Below are 16,006 nucleotides of genomic sequence, written 5' to 3'. Positions count from 1 at the left end.
GCCACGGTCAGCCCGCGTACTGGAGGAGTCCCGAAGACGTGGCACCGGGCGACACCTTCCCCGAGTCGCCCCCCACAAGGGCCAGCGGCGCCAGACGGCGCCGTGAGCGCATGCGAGGAGGTAACCATGCCGGTCATATCCGCCCCCCAGGAATTCAACCAGGACGACCTCTACGTCGACCTCGAGGCCATCACCGGGCACCGGCTGTTTCTCAAATGCGAAGGATTCAACTTCGCGGGGTCCATCAAGCTCAAAGCCGCAACCGCGATGGTCGAGGCCGCCGAACGCGACGGCCTGCTCACTCCTGGATCCATTCTGGTCGAATCCTCCTCCGGCAACCTCGGCGTGGCGCTGAGCATGATCGCAGCCAGCAAGGGCTACCGGTTCGTATGCGTGACCGACTCCCGCTGCAACCTGGCGACCCGGCTGCTCCTGGAGGCCCTCGGCAGCCAGGTCCAGATCGTCACCGAGCCCTCCCCCACCGGCGGACTGCTCGGCGCCCGCCTCGACCGCGTCCGCACCCTGTGCGCCTCCGACGACCGCTACGTATGGCTCAACCAGTACACCAACCCCAACAACCACGGTGCTCACTACCGGACCACCGCACCGGCCATCGCCCGGGCCTTCCCCGACCTCGATGTTCTCTTCATCGGGGCCGGCACCACCGGCACCCTCATGGGGTGCGCCCGCTACTTCCGCACCTGGCACCGCCCGGTACGCATCGTCGCGATCGATCCAGAGGGCTCCGCCACCTTTGGACACGCGCCCAGTCGCCGCATGATCCCCGGCCTCGGCACCAGCATCCGCCCCCCGCTCCTCGACACCTCCTACGTCGACGACGTGGTACACGTCAACGAAGCCGAGACGATTCGCACGTGCCACCAACTGGCCCGCCACGGCTTCGTCTTCGGCGGCTCAACCGGCACCGTCGTCAAGGGTGCCACCCAATGGCTGGCCCAGCAGGAACGGCAGCTGACCGCGGTCGCCATCGCCCCCGACCTCGGCGAGCGCTACCTCGACACCGTCTACCAGACCGGCTGGGTGCAAGACCTCTACGGCGAGGACGTACTCCAGCCCCAGACCGTCACTGCCGCCAGCCCGACGGGCTGACCCGCCGAGTGCTCCCCGGCTCCGGCGACCGCCACCAGATGTCCCCGGATGGGGCGTTATGCCTGTTCCACCCCGGTTCTGTTGGCTACTTCTGAGTACTCAGACGGTCATGTAGCGTCCGGAACCTCTTGATCCGCTTCTTTGCCCTGCCGCCCGACGAGGACTCATGTTCGCTCATGCCGACGCACCAATCGCCGCACTCCTGAGGCGAATCACCCGCGACAAGCCATCTCGAATAGCAGACGGGGGGACGCTCCCTTGAGATTCCGGCTCAGCCGCTCGAGCTACGCCTCCGCCCACCCGTCAATGAAGGACTCGGCACCCACCCCGAGCACAGCCGTGGACACCGCGGAGCCCGAGGCCGCCGCGGCACCCCTGTCCCCCCAAGAGATCGACCTCCTACGTGCATCCGTCTCGGTGGTCGAGCCGCTTGCCGCAGACATGACGGTCTACTTCTACGCGATCCTCTTCGCCCGCTACCCCCAGGTCCGTCCGATGTTCCCGCCGGGGATGGACACCCAACGCGGCCGCCTCCTGCGCGCGCTGCTGCGCATAGTGGACCTGGTCGACGACCCCGGCAGCCTGGTCCGCTTCTGCGAACACCTCGGCCGCGATCACCGCAAGTTCGGCACGCTCGGCGTGCACTTCCCGGCCGTGGGCGAGTGCCTCCTCGCCTCACTGGCCCGCTACGCCGGCCCCGCGTGGACCGCGGACATCGCCGCCGTCTGGACCAAGGCTTACGGCGTGGTCGCCCAAGTCATGATCAGTGCCGCCGAGCAGGACGCGGCGGCACGGCCCGCCGTGTGGCCCGCCACGGTCGTGCACCGCGTCTCGCGCGGACACGGCATCGCCGAGATCACCGTACGACCCCACACGGCCTACGAGTACGCCGCCGGACAGTACGTGAGTGTCGAAACTCCCTGGTGGCCGAAGCTCTGGCGCTACTACTCCCCCGCCAACGCGCCCCGCGAGGACGGCACCCTCACCCTCCACGTCCGCGCGGTGAGCGGCGGCACGGTCAGCGGCGCACTCGTCCACCGTGCGGTCGTGGGCGACGTGATCCGACTGGGGCCCCCGATGGGGGACATGGTCCTGGACGCAGCCGTGTACAGCGATCTCCTCCTCGTGGCCGGCGGCACCGGCCTCGCCCCCATCCGCGCGCTCGTCGAAGAGGTGGCGCGGCGCGGCGAGCACCATCAGGTCGACCTGTTCCTCGGCGCCCGGACCGGGGATGAGCTGTACGGCGTCGACGACATGCTCCGGATGTCCCAGCGACACCACTGGCTGACGATCAGGGGCGCGATCTCCCACGAGTCCGTCCCCGGGCTCCGGGGGTCCTTGCCGGACGTTCTGGCCGAGTTCGGGCCGTGGTACCAGCACGACGCCTATCTCAGCGGCCCGGCCCAGATGGTCGTCTCGGCCAAGGAGGCACTCACGATGGCCGGCACCGCGCCCGACCGCATCCATCACGACCCGTTCGAAACACCCGTCCTGTCGCTCCCCTGAGCCAAGAACCTGCCCGAACCGCCAGGAGAACACCCCGTGACATTGCCCTCGCCGACCTTCGGATCAGCAGGCGAGCACCGGCTGCAGCAACAGCTGGGCACAGCCGACCGCGCCGACCGCTTCTACGGGAAACAGGTACACCCCTACCTCACGCCCGAGATGCGGGACTTCATCGGCCGCCAGACCATGGTCTTCCTCGCCACGGCCGACACCCACGGAGAATGCGACGCCAGCTTCCGCGCCGGGCCACCCGGATTCATCCACATCATCGACGACCGCACGCTCGCCTACCCCGAGTTCCGCGGGAACGGGGTGTTCGCCAGCGCCGGCAACATGACGGAGAATCCCCACCTGGGCATGCTCTTCGTGGACTTCACCCACCATCACATAGGCCTGCACGTCAACGGTGTGGCCCTGCTGCACACGGACGCCGGCCTGCGCTCCCTCCACCCCGGTCTGCCCACCGGGGTGGCGCCCGGGCGCAGTCCCGAGATGTGGGTCCACCTGAGCGTCGAAGAGGCGTACGTCCACTGCTCCAAGTACATACCCCACCTGGAGCCCGCTCCCCGTCGCGCCGGCCACGACAGCGCGCGCCCCAGGGATCCGGACTACTTCACCGGACCGCAGCACGAGACGGGTCTCCCCGCGCAGCGCAACGTACGACCGCCCGGGTGAGAACGGGCGCTTGTTCGGGCGGTAGCTGGGGGCCGGGTCGAAGTGCGGCCTGGCACGGATCAGTTCTTGCGGCGTGCGGCCCAGACGGTGCGCTCGGTCCGCACGGCGAGGTCCTCGCGGCGCAGGATGCTCTCGGGGCCGTCGGTGTCGAGCAGCCGGTCGAGGGCGGCGAGGTCCTCGGGCGGGAGGACCTCGGCGATGCTGCGGCGAAGGCGCTGGAGGCTGCCGAGGGCGTAGGCGCCGACCGCCTCGCTGCGGGCGCCTTCGATGTTCACGTTGATCACGCGGTCGCCGTCGAGGGTGAATCCGGCCGCGGTGAGCTTCGGTCCCCAGTCGGCGCCCCGGTGGGGTACGTGCTCGGCGTGGTAGCTCTCACTCGCGGTGTGGCAGCGCTCTTCCAGTCCGGGCCGGCCTTCGGGGGCGTCCTCGGGCAGGAAGCGGGGGAAGCCCGCCAGCTCGACGACGGCGAACAGTCCGCCGGGGGCGAGCAGTTCGCGGACCGTGCGCAGGGCCTGGTCCGGGTCGGCCATGTGGTGCATCGAGGCCGAGGCCCACACCAGGTCGGGCGCGCCGAGGTCGGGCCACTCGGTTTCGTCGAGGTCGGCCTGCACGGTGCGGACGCGGTCCTCGACGCCGCGGGCGCACGCCTTCTCCCTCAGGCGCTGCAGGTGCCCGGCCGAGGAGTCGACGGCCGTGACGTGTGCGTCGGGGAACCGGTCGAGCAGGGCGAAGGTGCCGGCTCCCGTGCCGCAGCCCAGATCCACGATGTGGCGAGGGGGCTCGTTCAGGGGCAGCCAGGTGGTGATGTCGGTGATGTGCTCGGCGAGGACCTCCGCGTCCAGGTCGAGGATCTCCGCCTGACCCTCGAGGTCGTGGCGGGCATGGCCGCGATCCTGGCCGTGCTGGGCGTGGCCGTGGGCGGCATGCCCCTGGTTGCTGTGGGCATGTCCGTCGTGGGCATGTCCTTCGTGGGCATGTCCGTCGTGGGCGGCGCCGTGCTGGGGTGCGTGCTGAGCGTGGGTCATGGTTCCACGGTAGACGTCCATGCGCTTGCCGCATCGATTCTTGCTGATTAGGCAAGAAGATGGCCTCATGGGCCCCAGGACGCGCAAGGCTCCGCGCCGGACACTCCACACGCCTCCTACCCCTGAGCAGCGCCTTCGCCGCCTCCCTCGCCTCCCGCGTCACCGACGCCGCTGTCCCGCTGGTGGCCGCGGCGGGCGTCCCGGTCGAAGATCCCCAGGATCTCGCACGGTCCCCCCTCCGCGCCGATCGCGTGCGGCATCATCGTGGGGAACTCCGCGGACTGGTTGGCCTCGATGCGGAACCGGCGGTGCCCCAGCAGGAGGATCGCGGTGCCGGACAGGACGACGAGCCATTCGCGCCCGGGGTGCGCGCGCATGCGGGAGGGGTTGTCGGGCGGCGGCTCGGTCATGCGCTGGCGAATGACCGTCATGCCCGGCTCGCCCTTGATCGGCCATCGCATCTGCCCGCGGGCGGCGTCGATCGTCGGGCTGGTGACGACATCGTCGGTCGCGGTCTCCACGAGCTGGTCCAGGGTGGTGTCCAGCGCGCGGGCGAGCGTGGCGAGACTGTCCAGTGCCAGGCGGCGCTGACCGTTCTCGATGCGGCTGAGCGTGGACTGGCTGAGCCGGGCTCGCACGGCCAGTTCCTCCAGGGACCAGCCCTGCGCCACCCGCAATGCGCGGATGCGTTTGCGTACGAGGCTGTCCAGATCGCCGTCTTCTTGCGTCATAGGCAACATTGTATGCCGGTGTTGCAAGTCGCGGTTAGCGTCGTGTGCAGACGGCCCCGGACCACCGGGCCTGCACGAAGGAACACCCAGGAAGGAAACCGACGAGATGACCGCGATGACTACCGCATACGCGACCGACGCACTGCCGGACGGGACCGTCGACGCCGTGGTGATCGGCGGCGGCGCCGCCGGTCTGAACGGCGCGCTGATGCTCGCCCGCTCCCGCCGCTCGGTCGTCGTGATCGACAGCGGCACCCCCCGCAACGCGCCCGCCGAGGGCGTACACGGGCTGCTCGCCCTGGACGGCACCCCGCCGGCGGAACTGTACAGGCGGGGCCGTGAGGAGGTACGCCGCTACGGCGGCCTCGTCGTCTCCGGCGAGGTCTCCGCCGCCGAGCACGCCGCTCCGTCCGCCGACGGCGACCTGCGCTTCACCGTCACCTTGGCCGACGGCCGCGTCCTGACGGCGCGCCGCCTGCTGGTGGCCACCGGTCTGCGCGATGTCCTGCCCGAGCTGCCCGGACTGGCCGAGCACTGGGGCCACAGCGTGGTGCACTGCCCGTACTGTCACGGCTGGGAGGTGCGCGACGAGCCGATCGGCGTCCTCGCCACCGGCCCCGCATCGATCCACCACGCCCTGCTGTTCCGTCAGCTCACCGACGACCTCGTCTACTTCGCGCACGGCACCGAGCTCGACGACGAGACCCGTACGCGCTTCGCCGCACGCGGCATCCTGGTCATCGACACCCCGGTCGAAGAGGTCGTAGGGGACCGGGACGGCGGCATCGGCGGTGTCCGCCTGGCGGACGGCCGGGTCGTCGCCCGTCGCGTCCTCGCGGTGGCGACCACACTCGTGGCCCGGACCGAGGGCCTGGCGGGCCTGGGCCTGCCGATGGAGAACCTGCCCGGCGGCGGCCGCCGCTTCGTCTCCGGCGCGGCGGGCGCCACCACCGTGTCGGGGGTGTGGGTGGCCGGCAACGTCACCGACCCGATCGCCCAGGTCGGGGCCTCCGCCGCGGCCGGGGCGCTGGCGGGCGCGCACATCAACGCCCTCCTCGCCGTCGCCGACACCGACGCGGCGGTCGCGGCGGTCGCGGCCACCGTCTGACGCGCAACGGGCTCCCACACCTCCTCCCCCTCGACGACGGCCCGGGCCCGCGTCGGCTGCGCACCATTCTGATGACCGTGTGCGTCGCCAAGCTCGGCGCCCGCCTGATCAGCGGTGTGGGCGCCGCGATGATCATGCCCATCACTCTCCCCATGATCGCTTCCACCTTCCCCGAGGAGCAGCGCGGCCGGGGCCATCGGCGTGTGGACCGGCGTCGCCGGAGGCGGCGTCCTCGGCATGTTCCTCTCCGCGGCGCTCGGCCGGGAGCTGCGGCTACCCGGTCCCGGCGCCCACCTCGGCGCCCGCCCCGGATCCGGCGGCGGACCCCGAGGTCCTCTCCGCGAGGTGACGGGAAGACATATGCGGCTATGTCATCATCCATTTCATGAGTGAAGTCGAGATCCTCCCGCTGCGACTGACCCACCTCGATGCCGTTCTCGACCTCGGCTACCGGTCCTTCGACGTGAAGGCGATGCCCTACACCTCCTGGTCCCTGTCCTCGGTGGCCGCGCACTGGGACGCCCAGCCGGACGCCTGCTGGATCGCCCGCGACGAGGAGGGGCTGCTCGGATTCGTCCTCGGATCGCTCTCCTACGACGAGCGGGAGGACTGGGGCTACCTGGAGTGGATCGCGCTGGAGGAACGCGCCCGTGGCCGGGGCGTCGCGAGCTCCCTGGTCGAGGCTTGCTGCGCCGCGCTCTTCGCGGCGGGGGCGTCCCGGATCATCACCGACGTGGAGAGCGGGAACGCGGCCTCCGCCGCGATGATGCGGCGCAACGGGTTCGCCGAGAAGGTCACGGTCACCCTCTTCGTCCGCCCGAACCCGCGGGAACACACCGCCACGGCCTCGCACTCCCCCCAGGATCCGGCCCGCTCCCGGCTCCGCCGCGCCGCCCGGGCGAGCGGCGGCGCCCCGGCCACGTAGGCGTGCGGCCCGGTCGCGTGTAGGCGTTCGGCCCGGCCACGTAGGCGTGCGGCCCGGTCATGTAGGCCTCCGATCCGGCGAATCGCCGACGGCGGACCCCGCCCGGCGCGTTCGCGCGCCCCGGCATGCGCCTGCGCGCCTCCGCGCGCCCCCGCAGCAGGGATGACCCCGGACGGGAGCCGACCCGAACATGAACTGCCCCCACCATCCGGGGCAACTCGGCCATCACGGGGGAACCATGGGACGACGCTGGCTGGTCACGGGATGCTCCTCGGGGCTCGGGCACGCACTGGCCGGCGCCGCGGCCCGGGCCGGGGACGAACTGGCCGTCACCGCCCGCAAGACCGCCGACCTGGAGGATCTGGCCGCGGCCTGGCCCGGCCGCATCGTCCCGGTCCCGCTCGAATTGCGGGACGGAGCTTCCTGCGAGGAGGCCGTCCGCACCGCGGTGGAACGCCTGGGCGGCATCGACATCCTCGTCAACAACGCCGCCGTGGGACTGTTCGGCGCGGTCGAGGAGGTCTCGGACGCCGAACTCCGCGACCAGTTGGAGACCCTGGTCGTCGGCCCCTGGCGGCTTGCGCGGCTCGTCCTGCCGCTGATGCGGGCCCAGGGGCACGGCCACATCCTCAACGTCTCGTCCGTGGTCGGCCGGATGGCCTTCCCCGGTCTGGCGGCCTACACCGCCGGGAAGCACGCCCTCGAGGGCATGAGCCGGACCCTCGCCATGGAGGCGGCTCCCCACAACATCCGCGTCACCGTCATCGAACCGGGCATGTTCGCGACGCGCTACGGCACCTCCATGGCCGAAGCCGCCCACCGGATCCCCGCCTACGACGCCACCAACCGCGAGATGCTCGAAGGGGCCCGCGGCCTCGCGGACAGCCCCGAGACCGGACGCCCCGAGTACTTCGCCGCGCGGGTCCTGGACATCGTCGCCGCCGAGGGCCCCACGCCGCTGCGGATCCCCGTCGGCGACGACGCCTACGGCTACATCGACGCCTCGGACGAGGCGGACCGCGCCGATCACGCAGCGGCCCGCCTCCTCGTACAGGGCCCGGCCCAGGACTGACGGCCGGGCCGCGGGGCGGTCGGGTCAGCGGGTGGCGGGGAAGACCCTCAGCCAGGTGCCGCCCGGAAGCGCGGTGGCGTCGGCGTAGCCGCACCCGTCGGCCTGCGCGGCCGCAGCCGCGTAGGACACCTCGATCCGCACCTTGGGGAAGTCGGCGACGAAGGCCGCCAACGCGGCCCGGCCGGCCTGGCTGGGCCCGCGCTCTCCGAGGAGCCGGACGGTGCCCTGGTCGATGCCGCGGATCCACTGGCGGAAGGACTGCGGGCGCATCTGCTGTCCCGGCGCCATCGTGTCGCGGATGTGGTCCGCGACCCGGTCCAGGACGGCGGCCACCTCGTCGAGGGGCGCCGCGGTACTGCTGGGGGCCGGGTACAGGAACGGGGCGCGGGGCTGCTGGTCGACCGCGGTGACGGCGCCCTGGAAGCGGTAGCCGTCCGGGCCGGCGACCTTGGCGTCGAAAGTTGCGGTGACCGCGGCCAGGGGGCTGCCGGGGTAGCTCTTGACCCACTGGCCGCCGTTGCCCGGCTCGGCGCCGCCGATGCCGTAGCTCCCGTACAGGCCGTCGCCCGCCTGGAGGAGTTGCGCCGTACCGCCGCCGAACAGGGCGTTGCGGTAGCGGACCTTGAGGGAGAGGGCCGGGAAGTCACGGCGGAAGTCCTTGATCACCGACCGGCAGGAGTGACAGGGGCCCATGTCGGAGTACAGATCGACGGTGCCCCTGCGGACGGCCGCGATCCGGGTCTTGTACTCCGCCGTGCTCCGGCAGCCGAGGTGGCGGTAGATCGCGTCGGCGAGGAGGTTGACCACCTGCCGCTCGGCGTCCTTGCGGTGCTGGATGCCGCGCAGGGCGCCGGTCCAGTCCGCGGGCTCGGGCAGGTCCTGGTAGTAGTTGTCCCCGCGCAGGTCCTGGTGCGAGACGCCCTCGATCTCCCCTTCGAGGTCGGCGTACCCGACGAAGGCGATCGCGTACCGCAGTCGTGCCTTGTTCCCGAATGCCGCCGTGGTCATGGGGCCCCCACTCGCTCCCGGCGTACGCCGCGACCCGCCCGGCCGGCCGGATCCTCCTCGGCGTACCCCGCCCGACCACCATGACGCCGAGCGATGACAGACGGCTGGACGAATGCTCAACGCCCGCCCCCGGAGGGTCGGATGCAGGCCAGAATCGTCCGAAATTCGATCATCTCATCGGAAACCGAGGCGAGAGCGGATTCGTTCGAACATGTGCCAGAACCCTCAAGGAGCCCTGACCGAGCGGAAATTCGGGGCTCCACCCAAGGAGTCATACCGTGCGCTTCCTCTTCACCGGCCCCGCTTCGGTGGGCCACCTGTTCCCGATGGTGCCGACCGCCCAGGCCCTTCAGGCCGCCGGGCACCAGGTGCTGTTCGCGGTCTCGGCCCCGTACGACCAGATGCGGCAGGCCGGTCTGCCCACCGTCGAGATCGGTGACGGTTCGACACTGCTGGACGCCTTCAAGAAGGCCCAGAACGGCTCGGACCTCCAGTTCGTCACGGACGGCAACAGCCCTGAGGACACCGAGCGGCTCGCCGCGGCCGGCTTCGCCGAACACGGCCGGGTCACCATCGACGACCTCCTCGCCCTCGCCACCGCCTGGCGACCGGACGTCATCGTCCACGCCGCCTTCCAGGCCGCCGCGCCCCTGGTCTCCGCGGCCCTCGGCATACCGGCCGTGGTCCACAACTTCGGCGTGATGTCCGGCTTCGGCATGGTCGGCCGGCTCGGCGGCCTGCTGGCGGACGAATACGCGGCCCGCGGGGTCGAAGGCCCAGCCACCCACACCGTCCTCGACGTCGTACCCCACTCCCTGGGCGGGGACGGCACCGGCTGGCGCGTCCGCTACGTGCCGCACAACGGCGGCGGCTCGGTTCCGAGCGATCTCGTGGCCCGCGGCGCCCGGCCCCGGATCGCCGTCACCCTCGGGACCGTGGTGACCGCGTTCGCGGGCGTCAACCCGGTCGCCCGGGTCGTCTCCGAGGCCGCATCCGTCGACGCCGAGTTCCTGCTCGCGGTCGGTGACACCGATCTGAGCCCGCTCGGCACGCTTCCGGACAATGTCCGGGCGCTGCCCTGGGTGCCGCTGGCACAGCTCCTGGACACCGCGGACGCGATCGTGCACCACGGCGGCGCCGGCACCATGCTCACCGCCGCCGCACTGGGCGTCCCGCAGCTGATCCTCCCGCAGGGCGCGGACCACTTCATCAACACCGACGCCGCGACCGGCCTGGGCTTCGCCCTGCGTACGACCGGCGCCGAGGTGGACGCCGCCCTGCTCGGCCGCCTGCTCACCGACGAGGCCCTCCGCAAGGGGGCCGCCGCCACGCAGTCCGAGATCGTCGCGCTCCCTTCGCCCACCGACCTCGTCGCCTCCTTCGAGGCCATCGGATAGCGCGGGAGGGCCGCGTGGGCGGCCGGCCGCTTCACTCGCCGGTCAGCAGGCGCAGCTTCGGAGTGGCCGCGGCCATCGCAAGGCCGGCTGCCAGTGCCAGGCCGCCCAGGGCGATGTAGAGGGCGGCGCCGGTCAGGTGGGTGGCGACCTGGCTGCCGATGGCGTCGCCCGCCGAGGCGGCCAGGAAGAAGAGGCCCACGAGCTGGGACCCGGTGCCGGCCGGGGCCAGCTTGTGGCTGATCGACAGTCCGGTCGGGGCGAGGAACAGTTCGCCCAGGCTCAGCAGGACGTAGAGGCCGACCAGCCAGAGCAGCGAGATGTGGGCGTTTCCGGTGGCGTGTCCCGCGGCGAGGGCGAGCAGGAGGAAGGACAGTCCGCCGAGGACGAGTCCCGTGGAGAACTTCGCCGGGGAGGAGAGGCGCACCTTGCGCCACACGAACGCGAGGACGCCTGCGAAGGCGATGGTCATGACGGGGTTCAGGGCCGCCTGCCAGGTGACCGGGATGCCCCTCATGTCCACGTGGTCCGCGGCGAACAGCTGCACGTTGGACGCGGCCAGGTCGAAGATGCAGAAGAAGGCGACGGCCGCCGCGAACAGCCGCGCGTAGGCGCGGATTCCCGCGCGTCCCCGCCCGTCGAGGTCCGGGCGGCGCAGCAGGGTGACGAGGTAGCCGACCGGTACGACGACGGCCAGGACCGCGAACGCGGTGAGGGCGTGCGGCAGGGTCAGCGTGCCGGTCGCCCGGGCCGCGGCGCCCGCCGCGAGGACCCCGGCCACGCACCACAGCGTCCGGACGGCCACCGTGCGCGCCTCGGTGCGGGTGAGCGGGCGGCCGGGTGCGTCGGCGGCCTCGCGGAGGCGGCCCGAGGCCTGGAAGACGCACAGGCTGACGGCCATGGCCACGGCCGCCGTGCCGAAGGCGACGTTCCAGCCGAAGTGCAGTCCGAGCCAGCCCACCAGGAGGGTCGAGGCCAGGCCGCCGAAGTTCACGCCGGCGTAGAACTTGCTGTAGGCCGCATCCCGTTCCTGGTCGGTGCCCTGCGCGTACAGCTTCCCGACCAGGGCGGTCATATTGGGCTTCTGCAGGCCGGTGCCGACCGCGATGAGGACGAGGCCGGCGTAGACGCCGGGCGCTCCGGCCTCGAAGGCGAGCACGAGGTGTCCGGCCAGGATGGCCACCCCGCCGGTGAGGGCGGTCTTACGGGCGCCGAGCACCCGGTCGGCGATCCAGCCGCCCGGCAGGGCGGTGAAGTAGCAGGCGGACAGGTAGGCGCCGACGAGGGCGACCGCCGTGGTCTTCGACATGCCGAGGCCGTGGGCGGTGTCGATCAGGAAGAGCGCCAGTACCGCGCGCATTCCGTAGAAGGACCGCTAAGGAGAACCGCTCCGCTGCTTCGCTCAGGCACAGCGGCAGCAGACCCGTGCGGGTGCGGTTCTCTGCGATCACCTCCGTCCTGTGTTCCGTGGACGTCGACATCGTGTGTTCCAGCCTTTCGGGGTGTGGGCTCCGGCTGTGGCGACTCCTTCCAGCGAACACCTCGGAGGGCGACCTGCGCACCGGCCGAAAGGACGGAGCGGTCCACGATCAGAGACCCGGGTCCGAAGTCCCGGGCCGGCTCCCGAAGGGCCTCCGCCGCCGGGCCTCGGGCGGCGGAGGGCTCGAGGACCTCCTGGCACCATTGGCGGAAACCCGTCCTTCGGGCTCGCCGGCCCGGCCTCGGCCCGACCTGGGACCGGGCCGGGGACCGCGCCTCGGCCGGCCCCGGGCCGGGCCGGGAGGCCGAGCGTCAGGCCGGGCCGGGAGGCCGAGCGTCAGGCCTTCATCTCGTACGCCCCCGCCAGGGCCTCCACGCGCGCCCACACGCGCGCCGAGCGGTCCGCGTCCACGGCCGGGCGGCGGACCGCGTCCAGGGCCCAGGCCTGCTGGTCCGCGGTGGCCGAGTCCTTGCCGTGCAGTTCGACGGCGTGCGCGGAGAAGTCCCGTACGAGGACTCCGAACAGCTCGTCGAGCACGTCCTCGTCCAGGCCGGTCAGGCGGGCCTGCTCCAGGACGAGCTGGCCGTGCACGACCAGGGCGAAGAGCTGGCCGACCGCCAGGAGGAGGTCGAGGTCGCGGCTCTGCTGCTCGTCGGGGGCGGCGGTCTCGACGAACGTGCAGAGGGCGTCGGCCTGTGCGCGGAACCGGGCGACGTTGGGCACGGCGGCGTACGCGTCGTAGGCCGGGCGCCAGTCGTGGAACCGTACGGATCCCAGGCCGCGTGCCGGGCCCTGGCGGAAGAGGAACGCGTCGTCGGCCGCGTCGAGGCGGGTCGGGACGGGGGCGTAGTCGGCCGGTTCCAGCAGGTGGTTGCGCATGAACTTGAGGATGAGCGCCAGGTTGACGTGGACCGTGCCCTCCAGCTTGGGCAGGCCGCGGATCTCGACGGCCGCCTGGGCGAAGTAGGTGTCCTTCTCGAAGCCCTTGGCCGCGATGACGTCCCACATCAGGTCGATGACCTTCTCGCCCTCCGTGGTCACCTTCATCTTGGTCATCGGGTTGAAGAGGAGGTAGCGGCGGTCGTCGGGGCCCGCGGAGCGGAAGTAGTCGACGGCGCGGTCGCTGAACAGCTTCATTCCGACGAGGCGGACGTACGCGTCGGTCAGCTCGCGGCGCACGTGCGGGAAGGCGGTGACGGGGCGGCCGTAGAGGATGCGGCCCTGCGCGTGGGTGACGGCCTCGTACATCGCGTGCTCGCAGATGCCGATCGAGGCGGTGCAGAGGTTGAACTTGCCGACGTTGACCGTGTTGAGGGCGGCGTCGAAGGCGGCGCGGCCGGTGTGCAGGACGTCCTCGGCGCCGACCGGGTAGTCCGTGAGGCGGAACTCGCTGACGTACTTGGAGGAGTCGACCACGTTCTTCACCACGTCGTACGCGGGGTGGCGGCTGTCCGCGGCGAAGAAGACGTAGCCGTCCGGGCCCTCGATGTCGGTGCGGCGGCCGAAGACGGAGACGAGTCCGGCGGCGTTGCCGTTGCCGATGTAGTACTTCGAGCCGGTGGCCCGGAAGCCGCCGGCACCGTCACCGTCGACATACGGCTCCAGCAGCATGTCGGTGTTGTAGATGTCCGCGCCGTGGGTCTTCTCGGACAGGCCGAACGCGAACACCTCGCCCGCGTCGAGGAGTTGGGCGGCGCGGTCACGGGCGGCGGCGTTGTCGCTCTGCCAGACGGGGCCGAGACCGAGGATGGTGACCTGCCACGCGTACCAGTAGTCGAGGCCGTAGAAGCCGAGGATCTCGTTGAGGGCGGCGATGCGTGCGGTGTCCCAGCGCTTGTCGGGCCCGTCCTGGCCGGCGGCAGGCTCCGGGGTCAGGAAGGTCGCGAAGAGGCCTTCCTTCGCGGAGAACGCGAGGAAGTCCCCCAGCCAGGCGCGGGTGCGGTAGTCCTCGATCAGCCGGCGCTTGCCGCGCTCCTCGAACCAGTCGACGGTCGCGCGCAGCAGGCGGCGGGTCTCGGGGTCGAAGTGCGCGGGGTCGTAGGTGCGCGGGTTGAACAGCAGCTGGTCGCTCATGGGCGTTCGCCTTCCGGTCGGAGGATGAGGGGTGACGAGGGAGCAGGAGAAGGAGGGAACAGGAGGAGCAGGGAGCGCTCGGCGGCGCCGGGTCAGGGGGATGCCAGGCGGTGGAGGGTGGCCAGTACGTCTTCCAGCCAGGCGAGCTGCATGCGCTCGTAGGCGATGCCGCCGCGGAGCACGACGTGCTGGAGTTCCCGCCCGGCGTCCGAGGGATCCGGAGCCGGAGCCTGCGGTCCGGTGAAGTCGCGGAGCTCTCCCGCCAGGTAGTGCGTGAGCCGGTCGGCGTGCGTCCGGTGGTGCCGCTCGACCTCGCGGATCAGGGCGGCCGGATCGTCGAAGGCCGCGCCGCGGATCTTCACGGCGAGCTCGTGGCGGACGGTGTCGGCCTCGATCGGCTCGTGGAGCCAGGCCGAGAGGGCTACGCGGCCGGCCGCGGTGACGGAATACTCCTTCTTGTCCGGCCGGGTCCGCTGCGGCACTTCGCGGACGTCGAGCCGTCCGTCGCCCTCCATCCGGCTCAGCACGCGATAGATCTGCTGGTGGGTCGCGGTCCAGAAGTAGCCGATGGACCGGTCGAACCGGCGGGCCAACTCATATCCGGACCCCGGCTGCTCCAGCAGGGAGACGAGGATCGCGTGCTCAAGTGCCATGCCCTGATCTTTCTATGCAACTCGTTGCATAGACAAGCGCCGCCACGAGGGTGAGACACGGCTCACCCGCGCGCTCGGTTAGGGTCGGCGGGACAGCGCATCGCATCGCGAACCGACGAACCACCATGAGGAGCAACCGTGAGCCAGCCGGCGTCCACCGCCCTGCAGCAGGAGATCGCCCGGGAGCTCCTGGTGGCCGAAAGCTTCGACGCCCAGCGGGAGATCGAGCGCCGGGTGGCGTTCCTCGCCGAGCGGCTCACGTCCACCGGCCTGCGCTCCCTGGTGCTCGGGATCAGCGGCGGGGTGGACTCCACCACGGCCGGCAGGCTCTGCCAGCTCGCCGTGGAGCGGGCCCGGGCGGCCGGACACGAGGCGACGTTCTACGCCATGCGACTGCCCTACGGAGTCCAGGCCGACGAGCGGGACGCGCAGCTCGCCCTCGGTTTCATCAACGCCGACCGGGTGCTGACCGTGGACGTGAAGCCCGCGAGCGACGCGGCGCTGGCCGCCTCCCTGGCCGGCGGGACCGTCTTCCGCGACGCCCACCACCAGGACTTCGTGCAGGGCAACATCAAGGCCCGCCAGCGCATGATCGCCCAGTACGCGGTCGCCGGCGCGCACGACGGCCTGGTCGTCGGCACCGACCACGCCGCCGAGGCGGTCTCCGGCTTCTTCACCAAGTTCGGCGACGGCGCGGCCGACTTGGTGCCGCTGACCGGGCTGACCAAGCGCCGGGTGCGGGCCTGCGCCGACGCCCTGGGCGCACCGGCCGAGCTGGTCTGGAAGACGCCGACGGCGGACCTTGAGACCCTCGACCCGGGCAAGGCGGACGAGGACGCGCTGGGTGTCACGTACGACGAGATCGACGACTTCCTGGAGGGCAAGCCGGTCGGGGAGCGCGCCTTCGACACGATCGTCCGCCGCTACCGCCTGACCGAGCACAAGCGGCAGCTGCCGATCGCGCCGTAGCGGCGCGCGCCCGCGCCGGTGCCGACCAGGACGAAGGGGCCAGGACGAAGGGTCCGGGACCGAAGAGGACGGGACGGAAGCGGGCATGACGGGCGCGTGAAGTCCGTCTCCCCGGGGTACTGGACGGTCACGGCGAGCAACAATTGCCCGGCTCGCCGTGGTGGTCCAGTCCACACCGGAGGAGTCCCCGTGGCCGTCCTCAGTACGATCCTCCTGGTCCTCGGCGCCTGGTGCGCCGCGAGTCTCGCAACCGTCGCCGCGTACGCCGCCGTGCGCG

14 protein-coding genes and 1 pseudogene are annotated in these 16,006 nt (G+C 71.6%); 9 read left to right on the top strand and 6 right to left on the bottom strand.

The window, feature by feature from the left end; translation table 11 throughout:
- The first annotated feature begins 126 nt into the window (after positions 1–126).
- From sbnA to ACFVX6_RS25710, 3 genes are all read left to right on the top strand, one after another.
- Positions 127–1,110: a 2,3-diaminopropionate biosynthesis protein SbnA gene (sbnA, locus tag ACFVX6_RS25720; protein WP_389695202.1), complete on the top strand. Its 984-nt coding sequence runs from the start codon at positions 127–129 to the stop codon at positions 1,108–1,110.
- Positions 1,111–1,368: 258 nt separating this feature from the next.
- On the top strand, positions 1,369–2,616 hold the full coding sequence (locus ACFVX6_RS25715) for a globin domain-containing protein (RefSeq protein ID WP_389695200.1): 1,248 nt from the start codon (positions 1,369–1,371) through the stop codon (positions 2,614–2,616).
- Positions 2,617–2,652: 36 nt separating this feature from the next.
- Positions 2,653–3,291, top strand: a complete 639-nt coding sequence (locus tag ACFVX6_RS25710; protein WP_389695198.1) for a pyridoxamine 5'-phosphate oxidase family protein — start codon at positions 2,653–2,655, stop codon at positions 3,289–3,291.
- 59 nt (positions 3,292–3,350) lie between these two features.
- Here ACFVX6_RS25710 and ACFVX6_RS25705 read toward each other — a convergent pair whose 3' ends face one another.
- Together ACFVX6_RS25705 and ACFVX6_RS25700 are read right to left on the bottom strand one after the other, a co-directional pair.
- The gene (locus tag ACFVX6_RS25705) at positions 3,351–4,316 is read right to left on the bottom strand and encodes a methyltransferase (protein WP_389695196.1); all 966 of its coding nucleotides are present in this window, start codon (positions 4,314–4,316) and stop codon (positions 3,351–3,353) included.
- Between the two features lie 116 nt (positions 4,317–4,432).
- Complete coding sequence (locus ACFVX6_RS25700) at positions 4,433–5,056, bottom strand: helix-turn-helix domain-containing protein (protein WP_389695194.1); 624 nt, start codon at positions 5,054–5,056, stop codon at positions 4,433–4,435.
- A gap of 97 nt (positions 5,057–5,153) precedes the next feature.
- Between ACFVX6_RS25700 and ACFVX6_RS25695 the strand changes: the two genes are divergently transcribed.
- The 4 genes and pseudogenes from ACFVX6_RS25695 to ACFVX6_RS25680 all read left to right on the top strand — a co-directional run bounded on the left by ACFVX6_RS25695 (position 5,154) and on the right by ACFVX6_RS25680 (position 8,152).
- Positions 5,154–6,155: an NAD(P)/FAD-dependent oxidoreductase gene (locus tag ACFVX6_RS25695; RefSeq protein ID WP_389695192.1), complete on the top strand. Its 1,002-nt coding sequence runs from the start codon at positions 5,154–5,156 to the stop codon at positions 6,153–6,155.
- Between the two features lie 92 nt (positions 6,156–6,247).
- Positions 6,248–6,413, top strand: a pseudogene (locus tag ACFVX6_RS25690) (MFS transporter); the annotation flags it as partial.
- Positions 6,414–6,540: 127 nt separating this feature from the next.
- Positions 6,541–7,080, top strand: coding sequence for a GNAT family N-acetyltransferase (locus tag ACFVX6_RS25685; RefSeq protein ID WP_389695190.1), 540 nt, complete (start codon positions 6,541–6,543; stop codon positions 7,078–7,080).
- 238 nt (positions 7,081–7,318) lie between these two features.
- Positions 7,319–8,152 carry an SDR family oxidoreductase gene (locus tag ACFVX6_RS25680; RefSeq protein WP_389695188.1) on the top strand — a complete coding sequence of 278 codons (834 nt, stop codon included), beginning with the start codon at positions 7,319–7,321 and terminating at the stop codon, positions 8,150–8,152.
- 24 nt (positions 8,153–8,176) lie between these two features.
- Here ACFVX6_RS25680 and ACFVX6_RS25675 read toward each other — a convergent pair whose 3' ends face one another.
- Positions 8,177–9,160, bottom strand: a complete 984-nt coding sequence (locus ACFVX6_RS25675) for a deaminase domain-containing protein (protein WP_389695186.1) — start codon at positions 9,158–9,160, stop codon at positions 8,177–8,179.
- Positions 9,161–9,438: 278 nt separating this feature from the next.
- Here ACFVX6_RS25675 and ACFVX6_RS25670 point away from each other — a divergent pair, with 278 nt between their 5' ends.
- Positions 9,439–10,557, top strand: coding sequence for a glycosyltransferase (locus ACFVX6_RS25670; RefSeq protein WP_389695184.1), 1,119 nt, complete (start codon positions 9,439–9,441; stop codon positions 10,555–10,557).
- Positions 10,558–10,588: 31 nt separating this feature from the next.
- Here ACFVX6_RS25670 and ACFVX6_RS25665 read toward each other — a convergent pair whose 3' ends face one another.
- The 3 genes from ACFVX6_RS25665 to ACFVX6_RS25655 form a co-directional block, all read right to left on the bottom strand.
- Positions 10,589–11,914, bottom strand: coding sequence for a peptide MFS transporter (locus ACFVX6_RS25665; RefSeq protein ID WP_389695182.1), 1,326 nt, complete (start codon positions 11,912–11,914; stop codon positions 10,589–10,591).
- 456 nt (positions 11,915–12,370) lie between these two features.
- Positions 12,371–14,107 (bottom strand): acyl-CoA dehydrogenase family protein, encoded by a 1,737-nt coding sequence (locus tag ACFVX6_RS25660; protein ID WP_389695180.1) that lies wholly within the window; start codon positions 14,105–14,107, stop codon positions 12,371–12,373.
- Between the two features lie 92 nt (positions 14,108–14,199).
- The gene (locus tag ACFVX6_RS25655; protein WP_389695178.1) at positions 14,200–14,760 is read right to left on the bottom strand and encodes a PadR family transcriptional regulator; all 561 of its coding nucleotides are present in this window, start codon (positions 14,758–14,760) and stop codon (positions 14,200–14,202) included.
- A 138-nt stretch (positions 14,761–14,898) separates the two neighbouring features.
- Here ACFVX6_RS25655 and nadE point away from each other — a divergent pair, with 138 nt between their 5' ends.
- Positions 14,899–15,729, top strand: a complete 831-nt coding sequence (gene nadE, locus ACFVX6_RS25650) for an ammonia-dependent NAD(+) synthetase (protein WP_375953359.1) — start codon at positions 14,899–14,901, stop codon at positions 15,727–15,729.
- Positions 15,730–16,006 lie beyond the last annotated feature (277 nt).

Source organism: Streptomyces sp. NPDC058289, assembly GCF_042880975.1.
Taxonomy (GTDB): domain Bacteria; phylum Actinomycetota; class Actinomycetes; order Streptomycetales; family Streptomycetaceae; genus Streptomyces; species Streptomyces stoeckheimensis.
This window is presented reverse-complemented; position numbering and strand designations above follow the sequence as displayed.